At 45.4% G+C, this 19,296-nt stretch carries 13 protein-coding genes and 1 pseudogene; all 14 read left to right on the plus strand.

Annotation, left to right across the window (positions count from 1 at the left end; genetic code table 11):
• Positions 1-1,281 (plus strand): Tat pathway signal protein (locus AB4653_RS05535; RefSeq protein WP_372103526.1); only part of this gene is annotated, 1,281 nt, incomplete at its 5' end.
• Positions 1,282-1,365: 84 nt separating this feature from the next.
• Positions 1,366-3,207 (plus strand): phospholipase D, encoded by a 1,842-nt coding sequence (locus AB4653_RS05540; protein ID WP_009846051.1) that lies wholly within the window; start codon positions 1,366-1,368, stop codon positions 3,205-3,207.
• Between the two features lie 293 nt (positions 3,208-3,500).
• Positions 3,501-4,181 (plus strand): hypothetical protein, encoded by a 681-nt coding sequence (locus AB4653_RS05545; RefSeq protein WP_009846052.1) that lies wholly within the window; start codon positions 3,501-3,503, stop codon positions 4,179-4,181.
• Between the two features lie 86 nt (positions 4,182-4,267).
• A complete protein-coding gene (locus AB4653_RS05550; protein ID WP_009846053.1) occupies positions 4,268-4,966 on the plus strand; it encodes an ABC transporter ATP-binding protein in 699 nt (232 codons plus the stop codon).
• Positions 4,954-6,252 carry an FtsX-like permease family protein gene (locus AB4653_RS05555; protein WP_009846054.1) on the plus strand — a complete coding sequence of 433 codons (1,299 nt, stop codon included), beginning with the start codon at positions 4,954-4,956 and terminating at the stop codon, positions 6,250-6,252. Before AB4653_RS05550 ends, AB4653_RS05555 begins: the two co-directional genes overlap by 13 nt.
• On the plus strand, positions 6,245-7,021 hold the full coding sequence (locus AB4653_RS05560; protein ID WP_009846055.1) for an outer membrane lipoprotein-sorting protein: 777 nt from the start codon (positions 6,245-6,247) through the stop codon (positions 7,019-7,021). The genes AB4653_RS05555 and AB4653_RS05560 overlap by 8 nt, the downstream gene beginning before the upstream one ends.
• 9 nt (positions 7,022-7,030) lie before the next feature.
• Positions 7,031-8,323 (plus strand): hypothetical protein, encoded by a 1,293-nt coding sequence (locus tag AB4653_RS05565; protein ID WP_009846056.1) that lies wholly within the window; start codon positions 7,031-7,033, stop codon positions 8,321-8,323.
• Positions 8,323-9,357, plus strand: coding sequence for a sensor histidine kinase (locus AB4653_RS05570; protein ID WP_009846057.1), 1,035 nt, complete (start codon positions 8,323-8,325; stop codon positions 9,355-9,357). The genes AB4653_RS05565 and AB4653_RS05570 overlap by 1 nt, the downstream gene beginning before the upstream one ends.
• A gap of 72 nt (positions 9,358-9,429) precedes the next feature.
• A complete protein-coding gene (locus AB4653_RS05575) occupies positions 9,430-10,272 on the plus strand; it encodes a LytTR family DNA-binding domain-containing protein (RefSeq protein ID WP_009846058.1) in 843 nt (280 codons plus the stop codon).
• Positions 10,273-10,484: 212 nt separating this feature from the next.
• Entirely contained in the window at positions 10,485-13,247 is a 2,763-nt protein-coding gene (locus AB4653_RS05580; RefSeq protein ID WP_102257694.1) for a pitrilysin family protein, read from the plus strand.
• A 326-nt stretch (positions 13,248-13,573) separates the two neighbouring features.
• Entirely contained in the window at positions 13,574-16,354 is a 2,781-nt protein-coding gene (locus AB4653_RS05585) for a pitrilysin family protein (RefSeq protein WP_009846060.1), read from the plus strand.
• A 292-nt stretch (positions 16,355-16,646) separates the two neighbouring features.
• The gene (locus AB4653_RS05590) at positions 16,647-17,129 is read left to right on the plus strand and encodes a hypothetical protein (protein WP_009846061.1); all 483 of its coding nucleotides are present in this window, start codon (positions 16,647-16,649) and stop codon (positions 17,127-17,129) included.
• 273 nt (positions 17,130-17,402) lie between these two features.
• Positions 17,403-19,202 (plus strand): protein translocase subunit SecD, encoded by a 1,800-nt coding sequence (gene secD, locus AB4653_RS05595; protein ID WP_009846062.1) that lies wholly within the window; start codon positions 17,403-17,405, stop codon positions 19,200-19,202.
• 2 nt (positions 19,203-19,204) lie between these two features.
• Positions 19,205-19,296, plus strand: a pseudogene (secF, locus tag AB4653_RS05600) (protein translocase subunit SecF); the annotation flags it as partial.

The following is a 19,296-nucleotide window of genomic DNA, read 5'->3' on the forward strand; positions in this document are numbered from 1 at the left end:
CTTATAAGCACCTCTGTTCCGGCTCTTCCGAGATTCTCATTCGCTGAGAAAACAGGTGTAATGACAGTATCTTTCTCTGGCACTGCTTGCACTCGTGATGAAGGGGAAGTATCCCGTGAGGAAAGTGATAAAAATATCTACCTTCCTTCAACAGGTTATATTCCCGTTAGAATCATCAATGAGCTGAAAGGTGTTGGAATGACGGTCAGGGGGGCAGGTGAGAATGACTGGGCTCATACCAGAGATACCAGTGAACCACTGATGGTCAACGGTCCACTTAACGCGCCAGATGAACTGCTGTCTGATATTTCTAGCTATATTAGCGGAAACCAGTATACCAAGTATAAGGAGTCCCTTGCGGGTTGGACTATGCCCGCGTTAGCACTGCACGGAGCAAACTTGGCTGCGGCAAGTGAAGGTGATGTGTTTAACCTAATAGGGCATAGTCGGGGAGCCTGTGAAGCTATCATGGCTGCATGGTTCTTATATGCATATGGTGACGAAAAAACACGTAATACGCCTGTTAATATCTTCGCAATAGATCCGGTTCCTGGGCCTGGCACATGGTGGAGTCTTCTTACTCAACTACCTCCAAATGTCGTTAACTACGTAGGCGTTTATTCTTGGGATCAATCATACAATCTAAACGTACAAGATCATGCCTTCCAAGCTCTAGTTCCTCGGCCAAATGGAAGGATGAGAAACGAAAATAACGATATCACTATCCACAGTCAGTCATGGTGGGACTGGATAAAAAGGTATCCAGGCTGGGCAAGCATGGCAAACGATGTACAACAAGCTGATCCTCTTGCTCCAGATAGTAACAGACCTCAACCTGTTGGTTATGAGCTCTATGCCTGCCGTGGCAGACACGGCACAGTAGCCGGGAATACTACCAGTGATGGTTATTATTCTGCTGATAAGGTAAGCGCAACGGTTGCTCCTATCCCTGAGCTAATCTACAAAATGGCTAGAGGTTACCTGACCCAATGGGGAACCGATTTTGCTGTTCCTTGCGCTGTTGAAAAAAGTGTTACAGAGCTAAGAAAAGAAATTCATACCTTCCATCGTGAGTTCGACATTATGGGGGGAGGAGAAACTCGTAATAGTAACTCCCTTCCCGGAAGGCCGTATGTTCGAAGAATCTCATCAATTTGGGGGCGTAACCCAAACGATACTTATTATATGGACGATGTAGTTGGCGATCCCCCATATAAACTCGCTTATCCGGTAACTACAGAGCGAAGCAACAAAGGGTGGGTTGACTGGAAGTTTTTATGATCCCCAAATTAATCGATAGCAGAGTTAAATCGAAATCCGCTTGTAAATTGACAAGCTGTTTATAAACAGCAGGTTAAGGTGAAGATGAGTAAAATAGAGTTAATCAAAGAAGAACTATTAAAAAACGACCTTTTCTACCATGACAGTGATATGAACTATGTCAGGTTACTTGATACTCCCAGTATATGGGGGATGTCGTTTGGTCCAGAGATAATGCCTCGTGCTATTGAACGTCAGGGAGAATTTGAGCGGGCAATTGTTGAGGTAGTACAGAAGACTCGTTATCGGTGTGATATCTCGTCGTTAAACAGCCCAGATCCTGATTGGGCGAGAGCGATTCTGGGAGCAATAGATACCGCACTTACGAAGCCTATGGGCCGAAACGAATCACCACAGTTCCGGTTCATATTTGGTCAGACGCCACTTTACCCTATCAATGAGCCAGATAATCTTATCGACTTTAAAGCTGCTCTGGTTCGCTTAATCAGAGCACGCTCAGCATATTGGGAGATCATGCCTGAATTCGTTGTGGGTAGGTTCTACCAAAGAGCGACTGGTTCTTGGATGTCAGCACAGAAGAAATTTCTTCCGGAGTCATTAATTTCTGATTCTGATACAAAAATGACTTGGAATCACACCAAAATTATAGCCTGTGATGGTGTTGAGTCTTTGGTTGGTGGCCATAACCTGAATATGGATCTTTTCCGAAGCTATCCTCCTGTCCATGATGTTTCTGTTGTCGTTCACGGTGCGGCCAGTTTAGGTTCTCAACTGTTCCTTAACGAACTATGGACGGCGGATACATTTCTGCTTACTAAGGAATCATTAGATACTGATGACCTCACTTGGTACAACAGGGATAGCGAACCCAACTATCCACATGATCCTCTTATGATTAGTTATGTTCAGGATTACATACAGGAAAAACAGAATAGTATTCTAGAGGTCCATGAAACCGGTATTCAACCTGGAGTCGATCCTCAACCTCCAGCTTTACCTCCGTTGCCTTCAATTAATCAAATCGAAAAGTTTGATTTGCGCTCAGTCTCAGACTTAGATGCTAACGTTTTTGAAGAGCGTCAGGTGTACCATTCATACGATAAGCTAGAGGACTACAAAAAGTCCGACCGTATACTCACGGTCGGTAAGTATTGGACAGGGCCTAACCGAGATACCGATTTTAAGATAGGCTCGGAAATCATGAAAAAGAGCCTAATTTTAAATGCGAAAAATGTTATCCGTATGTCGCAGCAGGATGTGATCAGTGCTTGGAAAAAGAACTGGAAAGATCACGTTGTATGTCATTGGATTATCGAAGCATTGCTGAAAAATGAAGGGCTAACTGTTCAGATCGTTGTATCGCCCCTAGATGCAGGCGCAGGGGCTGAAGGCGATCAATACTCATTTGGATCGGGAGCGGTACGGACATTTGGTTTGATGGAGTATTACATGACTCACGATGCAGATACCGATCAACGCCTTGATGACAGTGATGGTAAGCGTCAGGACGCTTTATCTCGTCTCTTTATCGCGCCGTTCTTTTTTACCGATAAAGTACCGGAAGATAAGACGACTGAAGGCGATACGTACAAATGGCCAAATCTTCCAGAGCAGGGAAAAACAGCAACACTCAAGGCTCAGCCATTGTCAGAGAGACCACCGGAGCAAGGAGTGATTGGGCATCCATTTTGGACGACAGTGAGTGCGAGTGGGTTCTTTTATGGGGCTGTTGATTCAGCTCCCGGTAATCATTCAAAAGTAATGATTGTCGATGATGAGGTTTGTATCGTCGGTTCGGATAACCTTTATCCTGGTAATTTGGCCGAGGTCAATTACCTTATTGAAGGTGAACCTGTTAACGATTTGCTTGAGTCTTACTGGAAACCTTTGTGGAAATACTCAGGACCGCATGCTTACTCAGGTTAGTTTGTTGTAACTTAAGGAGGCGCATAACACGCCTCTCTTTTGCCTGCTTCAGCGTCTACATAGATACGATCGCCTTACGATATTTGGTTAAGAAAGAGACCGTTAGCCCTTGTTTATTCAGTTGGGCATGTTTACAGGTGGACACAAGTTCTTGCTTCTTGTTTATCGTTCCCACCATTCACACCCTCGCTCAACCATTCACTCCTGGTAATTACCATTCGTCGCATTGATAAAACTGCACGACAAATTCTAGTTAACCTTTCAACGTCAACATTTGAAAGGGATTAGAAATCATGACTACTTCACACTCATTTAATTCAGGTTCTACCACTTCTGTGCTTAAGCGTTCATTACTGGTTGCACTTGTTTCATTCGCACCCACTTTGGCGCAGGCTAACCCAAGTTCAGACGTTCTTGATATCTACAATCAAGCCGCTCAAGGCAATGAAGATCTGGTTGAGGTGGCTTACGAACGTCTGAACGACACGCTGCAACAAGACGGTGCGACACCACTGACCTTGGTTTACCTCGGAAGCACAGAAACCCTGATGGGGCGTGATGCGTTCTTACCTTGGAACAAGATGAAGTATGTGGAAAAGGGTTTGTCGACCATTGATAAATCACTGGTGCTGCTTAAAGACGAAGACCAACCGATTCATGAACAACCTCGTGTTCAAGGGCTGCCAGATTCTTACCTAACTCGCGCCATGGCTGCTGTGACTTACACTTCTCTGCCAGACATGTTTAACCATTTCGATCGTGGTTATGACTTGTTCCTCTCGTTACTCGCGGAAGATGATTTCCAACAACAACATTTCGCTGCGACCTCGTGGATTTACCGTTACGCCATTACCGCATCGATTCGTGCTGAAGACTTCGAGCAAGCACAGGTGTGGCTTGAAAAAATGGAAAGTACCGATGCCGGAAACATCGAGACCATGACAGCGAAGGCCCTAATAGCGAAAGCCAAGTAACAGCTGCGAATGCTAAATAGCGGTTTACTTAAGCTTATTAACAACAGCGAACGCTTAAGAATGATGGGTAATCAGAGGACAAGGGAATGATTGAATTTAAAAATATCGGCAAAGCGTATGTCACGGGCGGTCAACGTGTTGATGCATTAAACGGGGTCGATGGACATATCCAACGCGGTGAAATGGTGGCGTTATGTGGCCCGTCGGGTTCAGGGAAAAGCACACTTTTGAATATTTTGGGTTTGTTGGACATGGACTACCGAGGGCAGATCAATATTGACGGCAAACCTTATCCGACAGAGCAAATCGCCGCTGCACGTTTTCGTCGTCAGTCGTTGGGGTTTGTGTTTCAGCGTTTCAATCTGGTTCCTGTGATGACGGCGCTTGAGAACGTCGCTTATCCATTGATGCTGAACCAATGCTCTAAGCAAGAACAGCAGAGCAGAGCGCAAGACATGTTAGAGCGTGTTGGGCTAGGGGATTACGTTCATCACCGCCCAGACAATCTTTCTGGTGGTCAGCAGCAACGTGTCGCAATAGCCAGAGCACTGATCCACAACCCAAGCTTAGTGATTGCCGATGAGCCGACCGCCAGCCTAGACAGCCACACCGCCAACCTAGTGATCGATATTATGAAAGAGCTCGGCCACGAAATGGGCACCACCTTTATTGTCGCAACGCACGACCCAAGAATGGCGCAGCGCTGCGATCGAGTAATTGAACTTATCGACGGACAACTGGCTCCACAAGCTGTAACTACGGAGGCGATCTCATGGGCAAGTTAACACAAAGAATGAGCACGTTTTTACTTCCAACTTCGGTGCGTTTGGCGTGGCTTAATTTATTAAGAAATGGTCGTCGTAGTTTGCTATCGGTATTGATTATTGCCATTGCCGTATTTGCGCTGACCAGTGCTGGTGGTTATGGGCTTTACACTTATGAATCTTTGAGAGAATCGACCGCGCGCGATACTGGTCATCTCACCTTGAGCACGCCGGGATACTTTGAACAAGATGAGGACATGCCGCTGAGCAATGGTCTCGATAATGTTCAAGCGCTAACCAAGAGCATCATTGGTGACAGCGACGTGCGTGGTGTGCAGCCTAGAGTCTATTTTAGCGGCTTGGTGTCTAACGGCAGTAAGTCGACCATCTTTATGGGAACTGGCGTCAATGAGCGTGAGTTCGACATGAAAGGTCCTTTCTTAGATGTGCGCAGCGGACAAACCCTATCGGATGTGAAGTCACCAAGATACGACAGCCAAGAGCCACAAGTCATGCTGGGAACAGACCTTGCTCGTAACCTCAAAGTTGCGGTTGGCGATTGGGTAACATTACTCGCCACCACCAGTGACGGCGCTTTGAATGCTTTTGATTTTAAGGTGCAGGGCATCTACTCGACTGGGGTTCCTGAGCTGGACAAGCGTCAGCTGTATGTACACATCACCACCGCACAAGAGCTTTTAGCCTCAGACAAAGTCAGCACCTTGTCGGTGTTCCTATTTGAAACCAGCAAGACCTCGACCGTTCAACAACGCATTCAAGCGACTTTAGATCGAAATAGCGCGAGCCAAAACGATCAAGGCACAGAGATCGAGATCACCCCGTGGCAAGATCGCGCGTTTTTCTACACCAAGGTCAAAAATCTTTACGACCGGATCTTCGGCATCATGGGTGCTGTTATGGCATTGGTGGTGTTTGTGTCGTTGTTTAACACCATGACCATGTCGGTGACCGAGCGCACTCGTGAAATTGGCACCTTGTCGGCTCTTGGTAGTTACCCATCTGAAATCGTGGCTGGTTTCTTAAAAGAGGCGGGATTACTGGCGGTGATTGGCAGTGCGATCGGTGCGTTAGTGAGTGGTTTAGTGTCGCTGTTATTGCTGGTAGTTGATATACAGATGCCGCCACCTCCAGGCAGAACCGAAGGTTACCCACTCAACATTTACTTCTCACTGGAATTAGTTGGTTACGCCACTTTAGGTGTGCTGACGATATGTTTGCTGGCTGCTTATTTCTCTGCTCGCAAAGGCGTGAATAAGCCAATCACGGAGGCGCTGGTTTATGTATAAGTTTACTCGTTTACTCACTGTTTTAGGTTCTGCATTGGTTCTAGTATCGACACCAAGCTGGGCTGTCGATTCACAACAAGTCACTGAGATGATTGCCAAGGCAGACAGCTATCGTTTGAACAGCGCACAAGCGTCTAAGGTAGTGTCTTTGGTGGCGTTATATCAAGACGAGCAACTGGACAAAACCCGTGAATACAACGTCTATACAAGACCAAATCGAGAGTCGTTGGTCGTGTTCAAGTCGGCGGTCGAGGCTGGGCAGAAGATGCTGATGATTGAAGATAACTATTGGTTGTTGATGCCGAAATCTCGTCGCCCAATTCGTATCACACCGATGCAAAAATTGTTGGGCGAAGCCTCGGTTGGGGACATCTCGACGCTGACTTGGAGTGAAGATTACCAAGGCGAGTGGGTTGCCGAGCAACAGGTTGAGATGCCGACTGGCGAGACACTCGATACCCATCACCTAAAGCTCGCGGCGAAAACCAAGGGTGCGAGTTATCAGTCGATTGATCTGTGGTTAACGACAGACCGAGCGTTTCCAGTTAAAGCGGATCTGTATCTGCGTTCTGGAAAACTGGCGAAACAAGCTTGGTTTACTGAAGGCGTGCGTGATGGATTACCCACAGTGGTGTCGATGACCTTGCTCGATAAGATTCAGCCGAGTAAGAAAACCGTGATTGAGTATCGCGAAGTGATTGAACAAAGCTTGGCAGATAAATATTACAACCCTGCCTACCTATCGCGTAACAGCGTGTCTGGGCTGTAGGTGGACGTCATGAAAGCTTCCAATCGCCGATTCCACATCAAGTCTTCAATCGCTACTTTGCTTGCCTTGTTTTGTGTGAGTAACACGATTCAAGCGGACGATCTGAGCTTGGCGTGGGACTGGCAACTCAGTGCAGAAGCCATCGAATCGAGAGAGTCGCCATTCAGCCCTTTACCATCTGATAATCGTCAGTCATTCAATGGCTTGTTGGATCTAGAGGTTGGATATAACAATTGGCTTGGTCTGTTCGCAGTGAAAGCCAACGATATTCTAAGCAATAACCCTCAACAACATGACGCGAGCTTTGAGTCGGAATTCATTGTGCGTGAGTTGTTCTGGCAAGGTGGGGTTGAACTGTCGAATTCGGCGTTCGGTGACCATTACCTAGATGTCACACTCGGTAAGGTTCGCCTTGATTGGGGCGTGGGTTATGGCTATCGACCGTTAGACATCATCAAGCCTTATCGACAAAACCCGGTGGGCATTGTCGCAGAAGAAGGCGCGGGAGTGGCTTCGGCGTCACTGTTCGATATGACGGGCGAGTGGACACTGCTTTATAGCGATTCGTCATGGACTTCCCAAGACATAAATGAATTCGAAAAGAAGAACCAGCAACAAGGCTTTGGGGTACGTCGTTACAACCTGGTGGGCGATCACGAGTATCAATGGGTCGCCTATTATGACGATGTGCGTCACGGCTTGCTTGGGGCGAATTTAGTCTCGGTATTGAATCTCGCGTGGGAATTTCATGGCTCGGCGGTCTATCAACGACAAAGCCTTGGTTACAGCCAGCCTGATTCAATGCTTAAACCTGTTTACCTCGAAGAGCAGGGCGAGGCCTATCAAGCGTTAGCCGGATTAACATGGGCAAATGACACTGGCCACAATGTGGTGTTGGAATACTGGTTTGATAGCCGAGCGTGGAGCAACTCTGAGTGGCAAAGTGCAATAGAAAGTGCAGAGTCTTTGTCGGTTAATCCGATGACATCTTCATTGGCAGGTTCTTATGCGCAAGGCTATCAGCACGCCAATTTGGTTCAACACAACATAATGTTTCACTGGTCTCTGGATTCGACACATGGCTGGCTTGAAGATATCACGCCAACATTCGATGTCATGTTGTCTCCACAAGATGGCGGTTTTATTGCGACTCAGTGGCTCAATTATCAGGCTCTAGATAATGGTAATTCATCGTTGGATTTGGAACTTGCTGCACGCTTTCTAGGCGGCAAAAGTGATTCTGCTTACGCCAGCTTACCCGATAGTCATATGATTCTCTTAAATATCAAAGGACGATTTTAATGGACACTTCTTCAAACAGTCGATTTTCATGGATTAAGAGTTTCGCGTTCACCACGTTATTTTGTGTTCTTATTGCGATTACAACCCATACGATTTGGGGCGGCGGATTAACGGTTAACCTGGCAATCAGTTTTGGCTTTGGTTACAGCGCCGTGGGTTCTTCTTTCATCTTTGTGAAATTGTTTAAGAGAACATCACGAACGCTTGAAGTGGGAATCTCAATGGTGTTCGCGATGACCTTTGGTACCTTGAACGCGCACTATTGGTTGAACGGGTATTTCGGGGCCAATATCTCGGATCTTAAATCTGTGGTGTTGCTCGGTGTGATCTTCTGTTCGGTTTGCTATTACTATTTCTATACCCGAGAGCAGCAGTTACGTGCCGATAACGAATTGGAAGTGGCCAAGCGTCGTCAGGCCGATCAAGAAAAGGTGGTGGTGCTCAGTCAGCTTAAACAACTACAGAGCCAAATTGAACCGCACTTCTTGTTCAACACACTTGCGACCATCAATGTGTTGATTGAGAGTGACAGCGCGAAAGCCAAGTTGATGCTCGAAAAACTGACTGACTTATTGCGTGTGACTTTGAAAAACAGCCGCAACGAGCAATCGACCATCGCACAAGAGGTCGACTTGTTAGACGCTTATCTTAATATCCAAAAGATACGCTTGGGGGAGCGCTTAACGTTCTCGATTGAAACACACGAGATTAGTGATTTTCAGGTGATTCCACCGTTCTTGATTCAACCCTTGGTCGAGAATGCACTCACGCACGGCATTGAGCCCAAAGCGGCGGGTGGCCAAGTGAATATCCGTATTACTCAACAAGCCGAGCAGTTGAAGATTGAAGTGTCAGACAGTGGTGCAGGGTTGAAAATACCTTCTGCGAATACGGGGCATGGTGTTGGGTTAAGCAATATTCGTCAAAGAATCGAAACCCTTTATGGTGATCAGGCGAGCCTAACGATTACTGAACAAGCTGAGGGTGGGGTAGTCTCTACGATCTTGTTACCACTGACTGACGCAGCCGCTTAGAATTACAGACCAGAAAGCACAGAACAGTGACGAAAAATAGACGATTTACAGTGTGAATTTAAAGGACTAACCATGAACAACCCAGCAATACAGCCGAGCGTAACGGCGATTATCGCAGACGATGAAGCACTGTTAAGGCACCACCTAGACAAGAGCCTTGCTGAGGTTTGGCCGGAGCTGGAGATCGTCAGCAAGGCACAAAACGGTTTGGAGGCGATGCAGAGTATTCAGCAGCTTAAGCCCGACGTGGCGTTTCTCGATATTCGTATGCCTGAGCTGGATGGAATCTCGCTGGCGAAACAATTGAACAAGCTAGATTCGCCGCCATTGATTGTGTTCATTACGGCTTATGACGAATACGCAGTTAAAGCCTTTGAACATAATGCGATGGATTACCTGCTTAAGCCAATCAATGAAGAGCGCTTACTGGCGACATGCCAGAAGGTGCAAGCGCGTCTGTCGAGCAATCAAACACAATCAGGTATTACGCCAGAACAGCCCGATATCACGGCGTTAATGGCTCAGCTTCAACAGTTATCAAAATCGACTTCACAACAACCTCCCTATCGATCGCAGCAAAAGCACCTCACATGGCTCAAAGCCAGTGTCGGGGAAGACATTCACCTAATCGCCGTCGATGATGTGGCTTATTTCAAAGCAGAAGACAAGTACGTCTCGATATTCAAAAAAGGCCAAGGCAGTTCTCTAGAGGAGTTTATTCTTCGTGTGTCACTAAAAGAGTTGATAGCGCAGCTCAATCCTGATGAATTTTGGCAGATCCACCGCTCAGTGGTGGTGAAAGTCTCGGCCATTGATAAGGTGAAGAAAGGGCTCTCAGGCCAGATGTCGGCTTATGTCTCCGGCGAGAAGTTACCGATCAGCCGCGCCTCGCAAGCTCTTTTTAAAGGGATGTGAGAAACCTGTTTAAGGGAATTTAATAAATCAGTTTTAAGGGGTGTGAAATCACCCGATCTATAACCTATGACTATCAGATTGTGTAATTTATAAAGTTGACAGTTTCATGCATGTTCAGATTGTCTCTCAAAATTTAAATGACTGAATTTATATAAAATTATTATGCTATTGCGATCGGATATATTGGAGGAAAGCCCTCCAAAGAGATCGTTATGAAAGCATACTATTTAGTCGTCGTATTGAGCTCCACATTGCTAGGTTGCAGCTCTACTCCTCAACAACAAACGTTATTGAAATCCGATCCATACTGGGTCAAAGGAGAGTTAGATAACGGATTAACCTACCATGTCTACCCTGACCAAGAACAACCTGTCTCGGTACGCTTACTCGTGCATGCCGGATCTTTGCAAGAGAGCGAACAACAGAAAGGGTACGCCCACTTTGTTGAGCATATGGCGTTTAATGGCAGCAAGAACTTTTCAGGAAATGAGGTGGTCGAGCTATTTGAGCAATCTGGTGCCAGTTTTGGTGCAGACTTAAATGCTTACACCTCTTACCAAGAAACCCTCTATAAATTAGATCTGCCCGACAATAAGAACCTAGACAAAGCCCTGGCTTGGTTTAGAGACATTGGCGATGGTTTACTGCTGTCCGAAGCTGAAATCGAAAAAGAGAAAGGTGTGATACTTGGGGAGTTTCGATACACGCGAGTTGAAGATAAACCTCTCTCGTTTAAGTTCTACGATCATCTGGTTGAAGGGACGACTTACCAAAGTAACGATCCTATTGGCAATAAAGAATCCGTTTCTAAAGCGAATGTTCAAGAATTAAAGAACTACTACCAAACCTGGTATCAACCTCAGTTAACCGAAGTGATTGTCTCTGGTGATATCACACTGGCAGAAGTTATCCCTTTGATTGAAGATACTTTCTCTGATTGGCAAAGAGGCATAACACCGGTTCCCGTGAAGAACACGTCAGTGGATTACAATACTCAAGATTTTGTGGCGTATGGATCTGGTGTCGAGCCACCGAGCATCGGGATAGTCATTGACCGTGGGGAAAGAGTGACACAGAGCCATGAGCAACAACATCAGCTTTGGTTAGATGATATTGCTCAACAACTTATCCAACAAAGGTTGAATTCTGACTTTGTTGACGCTGCGTTACCTGTGCAGTGGGCTGCTTCAACACCCTATTTATTAGAATACCAAAGGTATTCGATTACTACCGTCGGTTTTCCTGTTAATAGCCGAGAGCAAAGTCAGCAGCAGTTTGTTTCTACTCTCGCCTCTTTGCGTGACTATGGCGTAAGTGAGTATGAGTTGGCGAGTGTGCTTCAGCAATACCAAGCGAACCTCGATGACATTCAATTAAACTGGGATCAAATGGATGCTGTGGCTCATGCTGATGGTAAATCGACAGCATTGGTGATTAACCAGCCTGTTCAATCACAGCTTGATTATAAGTCGAGTTTGAAAACGTTTCTTGCGAATACGGATCTCGAGGCTGTGAATGATAACTTAGATGATTTGCTTTCTAGCCCTTACATTTTGGGGTTAGGTTTATCTTCTAAGGAAGACATGCTAGCAATGGATAATGAGCTAAAAGATGTCAGAAAAGCCTATGAAAAGAAAGGTAACAAGCCACTGCTCGTTACCGCAAGTTCTGCGTTTAGCGTGCCAGAATCTCAAGGCGACATTGTGAAACAAATTCAGGTGAGTGAGGATCCTAACTTACAACAATGGACATTGAGCAATGGTATCGAGGTTTGGTATTTACGAAACCCTGAGGTGGGTAATAATGTTGGTGTTTATTATGCGAGTGAAGGTGGAAAAGCAGCCCTAGATTCTTCTTTATTTCCTGCGTCAGAGGTGGCGATTTCAGCATCGATCCGTAGTGGTGTTGGTAAATTCAGTGGATCGGAATTAAATACCCATTTGAAACGCAAAGACATCCAAATTTATCCCTTCATCAACTTTACTCATCATGGGCTGGAAATCAGCACTAAGAAAAAGACGCTCGCAGAAGGCTTGGCTGCATTGTATACCATTGTGACCGAACCTAAAATCGACAGCGATCAGCTTGAGGCTGTAAAATCTGAATTTGCACAAGATCGCACGGCTTATCTAGAAACCCCAGTGGGTCAGTTTATTCAGATGGTTAACCATAATAGTTATCAAGATAGCAGTCGTCATATCATGTTGGAAAGTGAAGATATTGAAGCCGTGACATCTCAAGATATACTTGACGTTCAGCACCAACTCTTTCAGAAGTTAAGAGACAATACGCTTGTCATCGTTGCTGATATTAAGCCATCTGAAATTAAGCCTCTCGTACGCCAATATGTTGCTTCATTGCCATTGGAAGCCGTTGTGTCTCCTGATTATCAAGTTGCCTATAGCACTGATTCGAAAGAACGAATCGATATATCCATCAATAATGAAGACAGCAGCCAGTACTTATTGCGTATTATTTCTCAGCAAGCTCGAGAGAAAACAGCAAAGGATGTGTTTATGGACGATATGCTTCAGCGTGTATTGTCGAGCCGTCTAACGGCTTATGTTCGCGAAGAATTAGGCTTGGATTATGCGCCTTTTGTGTATTCGGTATCTCAAGACAGTGAGCCAAGTTATGACTGGTTGGTCGGCTCTTTAGCTGCGCCTGAGAACTCAGATAAGATAGAACAGGCGATTGATAAAGTTATTGCTGAAGCCGTTAAAGGCATTTCTGAAGATGAGACTCGAACCGCTGCTAAACAGCTAGTGGCTGACCTCACGCCACTTCAATATAAGCCTACTCAACAAGCTTGGTTTATTTCACGTTACTTAATTCATGACTACGGTGTTGAGGCACTGTTTGACTTACAGGGAACGACAGATTCAATTTCTAGTAAAGATATGACGGAGTATGCTAAAGAAATTTTTGGAGATAACAGCTACCAGTTGAAGAACTTGTTAAGGCCAAAAAGTTAAGCCCATTGAGAGAGTGACCTTGTAGAAAAGTCGCTTTCAACCTTAAATCTAAGATATCGAACCTAAGCCAAATGCACCGTCATTTGGCTTTTTTATTTGGGTTAGGGTTAGTCTTTAAACTCGTTACTTTTTAATTCATCACTTTCAAGCTTGTCACTTTTAAACTAGTTACTGACTTTTAAATGCTCGTAATTTGCGCCTTATATAACTGAGTGCAATTTATAAAATAAAGATCTAGATCACAAAGATACTCATCCGGTTCAATATTAAATAATAATCGTTAACTCAATCTGTATATTGTCGATGAATGACATTAAGAGGTTGTTATGAAAACATATTATTTAGCGGCGGCTGTATGCCTCACCTTGGTTGGCTGTAGTTCAACATCAAGTATCACCGAAACCTTAATCCAGCCGGATCCGGCATGGACATCAGGCCAGCTAGAAAATGGCCTTACCTACCATGTTTATCCAGATCATGAAGAATCCGTATCTGTTCGTTTAGTTGTGCACGCGGGTTCGTTCCAAGAGACTGACCAACAAGAAGGTTATGCGCACTTTTTGGAGCACATGGCATTCAATGGCAGTAAAAATTTCTCTCAAAATGACGTGATTCGTCTATTCGAAGATGCAGGCGCTAGCTTTGGCGCTGATATCAATGCCTACACTTCTTACCAAGAAACTGTGTATCAATTAGATTTACCTGACAATGTCCAATTACAGTCTGCCCTGACGTGGATGCGAGACATTGGTGATGCTCTGGACCTATCAAGTTCAGAAGTCGAAAAAGAGAAAGGTGTGATTCTTGGTGAGTTCCGTTATGCACGCTTAGACGACAAGCCATTCGCAGAACAGTTTTTAGACCACTTCATTGAGGGTGGTCAGTATGAAGGCCAAGATGCACTTGGTACTAAAGAGTCTGTACTCAGCGCGACTTCCCAAGGGCTAAATAACTTTTATCAGACTTGGTATCAACCTCAGAACGTTGAGGTGATTGTCTCCGGTGACATTGACACAAAAACCGTCATTCCATTAATTGAACAGAAGTTTTCAGATTGGCAGCGAGGACAAACTCCCAAGCCAGTAAAACAAAGAATTACCACCTTTAATGAAGGTGATTATATTGAGTATGCAGAATCGGAAGCGCCAAGTATCTCTTTGATGATCAACCGAGGGGCAAGTGCGGTAGACACTCGCGCGCAACAGCATCAACTTTGGCTTGATGAGACAGCACAGCAACTGATCAGGCAGCGACTTAATACCAAGTTCAATGATGCGGCTTTGCCAACTCAATGGATAAGTTCCAAACATTATTCTATGGAATATCAGCGCTATTCATTGGTGGATGTTGGCTTTCCTGTCGGCGCTCGTGAGGTGACTCAAAAGGAGCTAATCGCCACATTGGCATCTCTGCGTGATTATGGCGTCTCTGAAAATGAGATAATTAGCGAACAGCATTATTATCAAGACTTGCTCGATAATGTTGAGATCGATTGGGACAATATGGACAGCGTGCAGCACGCTAACCAGAAAGCGACGGCTTTAGTGAACGAACAAATCGTGCAATCACAACGAGACTATGAAGCGAGCCTTGAAGAGTTTGTCGCAAACCTCGATCTTGATGCGATTAATGCCAATATTAAGGCTTTGCTTTCTAGCGACTATTTTGTAGTGGTTGGTATGAATGAAAGTGAAGATAAAGTCGCCGTTACCCAAGCCATCGAGAGCTTGAAAGCAACTTATAGCGAAAAGGGTGCCAAACCGTTGTTTTCGGTGACCAGCAGTGCTTTTGCTGTTCCTAGTTCGCAAGGCGATATTGAGTTAGTGGAACAGATGTATGTAGACCCATATGTTCAAAAGTGGACGCTTAGCAATGGTATCGATATGTGGTATCTGCGTGACTATCTCGCAGGCGATGACATAGGTATTTACTACACAAGCTTAGGTGGTAAGGCCGCACTCGATCCTAAGTTATATCCAGCGTCAGAGTTAGCTCTTGCTGCTATCGGTAGAAGTGGTGTTGGCAGTTTTTCAGGAACGGAGCTTGATGCGCATTTGGATCGTGAAGATATTCAGGTTTATCCGTTTATCGATTTTACTCACCATGGCGTCGAATTTAAGCTCACCAGTAATGGCTTAGCGGAAACTTTTGCTGCGCTCAACGCGATCGTTACATCAGTCAAGGTATCGCCAGAGCAACTGGAGGCGGTTAAGCAAGAGTTCATTCAAAATCGAGATTCTTACTTAGCAAGCCCTACTGGTCAGTTCGCATATGCAATGAACCAAAATACCTATCAAGCGGACAGTGATCATGTGCTGCTCGATAGTAAAAGTGTGGAAACGGTTTCTGTTGAAGAGATAAAGAGCGTCCATCAGCAGTTGTTTGGTCAATTCCGAAATAATCAGCTGGTTATTGTGGGCGACATTGATCCAAGTGAACTGAAACCTCTGGTTCGCCAGTACTTGGCTTCTATTCCATTGGAAAAAGCCGTTGTGCCTGACTTTAACGTCGCGTACAAGCACCCATCTAAAGCGCGTATTGATTTGTCGGTCAACACGGCTAATAGCACTGAGTACATGCTAAGAGTCATTGCGGAGCCTTCCGAGCAAACTGGAATAGTAAGAGGGAAAACGGCGAAAGATATCTTTATGGAAGACATGCTGCAACGCCTGCTTGTTACTCGTTTAGACGCGTACATACGTGAAGATTTAAGTCTAGATTACTCACCTTATGCTTACTGTGTATCGCAAGATGGTGATACAAGCCATGACTGGTTTATTGGTGCGCTGATCGACCCTAAAAATGCCGATAAGATAGAGGTCGCGATTGATAAAGTGATTGGAGACCTTCTGAAGGGCGTATCAAATGATGAGATTAGAGCGGCAGGCAAGCAACTAGAAGCGGACTTTACGCCTTTAGATACTAGTGTTGTTGATCAAGCATGGTTCGTGTCTCGTTATCTTTTGCACGACTATGGTGTAGAAGCCTTGTTTAACGTGAAAGCGACGGTTAACTCAATTTCTCGTGAAGATATGAATCAACTTGTCCAACGCATCTTTGGTGAAAATAGCCGTAAGGTTAAGAACATCATGCGTCCTAAAGCCTAAAGCCTAAAGCCTAAAGCCTAAAGCAGACTGAAACACTTAACCCAAAGCCAAGCGCACATCGCTTGGCTTTCTTGTTTTTACACCATTCATAATATCTATGCACCAAGCTTTGTTGAGCTCTTTTTGAGGTATATAAATCTAAATGCCGTGAGTGCCTAATCGGTTGCATCGTATCATTTTCTAAAAAAATGTTTTAAATCAAGACAGCGTTTCATTTGTATTGTAGATTGACGATCTACGAGAATGTTGTTTGGATATTAGATTGCTTAAATTAGGTACCCGATTAGTCTTAATGTTGTTTTTACTGAGCTTTGGCTTAGTGAACTCTAACGGCTATTCGTTCCCTTCTAAGCCATTTCAAATTCATTCGGCTCAAGAGCAATCTTCACAGAATGAACAATCTTCCTCGATAAAACAGTGTAAACAAGCCGCTACGGATAATCCGTCGAGCTACTTAGAGTGCGATAAGGTTCCGTTTGGTACCGTGCCTTATGGTGACAGTTCCAACTATCATGACACCGAGTCGAGCCTCCAAGCTGCAAACTTCAGACGTATGCTCAGTAACGAGCAAGAAAGCGTGGCCGATCTTGAGCCTGCTTATCATCTACTGATCGACTTTTCACCCCCTTCATTACTGGCTTCTCTGCTCTTCAACACGCCGTTGTTGGATTCCAAGCAGCACTGGACCAGCATTGTGAGTTCTCCGTCCTCCCGGCTTTCTGGGTGGAAAGAGGGCAACATTCAATACTCGCATTTCCGAGAACTTCTTAGCTAATCGTTTGACCTTAAATTGGTCGTATCGATGATCGCCTCGCGCTCGTTGAACTCGCCAATTAACCCAATATAGCGACACACAATTATTAGCCTCACTGTTACTCAATCAGCTTGTTTTGGTTGTGACTAGTTGTCGTTTGTGTTCGCAAAACATTAGTTATACCAATCGCAGTAAATAACTGGCCATCCTAGCTGGTTAAAACGCTCGATCACTGCTTTTTCCCGGCGCTATTTTTGAGCACGTGTTTACGGTGATTGGTAAAAAGAAGAGATCTTGACTGTGAAAAAACGCATTCCAAGAAAACAAATTAACCACTACTCAAAGTGGAAATACGTGGTGCTTATTGCCACCATCATCATCATGATTCTAAGCGCTCTACCTTCTTGGTTTGGCGAAGATGCCTCGGTTCAAATCAGTAACCGCTCTGAGCAGACGATCGACGCCACTCAAGTGACGCAATATCTTGCTAGCGAAGGCATTCAAGCCAAATCAGCCTTTCAAAAAGACAAACGTTTAGTGGTCATCTTAGAAGATGCTGAGCAACAAGCGAAAGCCAAAGAAGTACTCAATGAGCGCTTCCTCGACAACGCGACGGTTGCGCTAGCGATGGAGCCAGCAGCACCTAAATGGCTGACTGACATGGGCTTTGCACCGATTCAGCTAGGCCTAGATTTACGCGGTGGAGTGCAGTTCTTATTAGAAGTGGACATGGAACCGGTTTACCACGCACAAGCTCAAGCGATGGTCGACGAGGTGACCAGTCAGGTGCGTTATGCACGCGGTAAAGTGGTCAACGACCAGGTTCAGTTTGATTTCCGTACCGACGCCGATTTCGAAAAAGCACAAAAGCTGATTCGTGAAGAGTTCCCACATTGGCTACGTGATCGTTCAGATAAGTCACTGACGTTAACTCAGTCTGAAGAAGAGCAAAGAACGCTACGCAACCTAACAGTTCAACAAAACCTGCAAATCATGCGCAGCCGTATTGAAGAATTAGGCATCACAGAAGCATCGATTCAACGCCAAGGTGAAAGCCGTATTCGTATTGAATTGCCAGGTGTTCAAGACCCTGCAGCAGCAAAAGACGTGATTGGTGCAACCGCATCTTTGGCGTTCTACTCTGTTTACGACAATGCAACTCGTAATACTCAAACGCTAAAAGATACAGATGGCAATCGTGTCGTTGTCGCTCGCAAAGCAGTACTGAGCGGTGAACACATTATTGATGCTCGTAGTGGCATTGGTGAGATGGGCAGCGCAGAAGTAAACATTACCCTAGATTCTTCTGGTGGTAAGAAAATGTCCGAGTTCTCACGTCATAACATCGGTAAGCCAATGGCAACCGTGTACAGCGAATACAGTCGTGATAGAGCGGGCAACAGCAAGCAAGACAGTGAAGTGATCAGTGTGGCAAACATCCAGTCTCAACTGGGTAGTCGTTTCAGAATTACTGGTGCTGGCAGCTTGGCTGAAGCGCAAGAGCTTGCGTTACTGCTGCGTGCGGGTTCATTGACTGCGCCAGTGACCATCATTGAAGAACGTACCATTGGCCCATCTTTGGGTGCTGAAAACGTAACTAACGGCTTTGCTGCTTTGGCACTTGGCCTTGGCCTTACGCTAACGTTTATGGCGCTATGGTACCGCCGTCTTGGTTGGGTCGCGAACTGCGCATTGGTGGTTAACATGACCACATTGTTTGGTTTGATTGCGCTGCTACCGGGTGCGGTATTAACTCTGCCGGGTATTGCGGGTTTAGTACTGACCGTCGGTATGGCGGTAGATACCAATGTGCTTATCTTCGAACGTATTCGAGACAAGATGAAAGAAGGCCGCAGCTTTGCTAGCTCCATCGATCGTGGTTTTGACAGTGCGTTCTCTTCTATTTTCGATGCTAACGTCACCACCATGATCGTTGCTGTGGCTCTATATACCATTGGTAATGGACCGATTCAGGGCTTCGCTCTGACACTGGGCTTAGGCCTTCTAACCAGTATGTTCACGGGCATTTTTGCTTCACGAGCGATCATCAATTTGGTTTGGGGGCGTGACCAACGCCACGATGTAAGAATTTAAGCATGAGTATTTCAAATATGACTATTTCAAACAGCAGCATGACTCGCCTTCGTAAGGTGATGTCTGTGATTTCTATTGTGCTGTTCATGAGCTC

It is taken from the genome of Vibrio sp. 10N.222.48.A3, from assembly GCF_041475345.1.
Classification (GTDB): Bacteria; Pseudomonadota; Gammaproteobacteria; order Enterobacterales; family Vibrionaceae; genus Vibrio; species Vibrio tasmaniensis_A.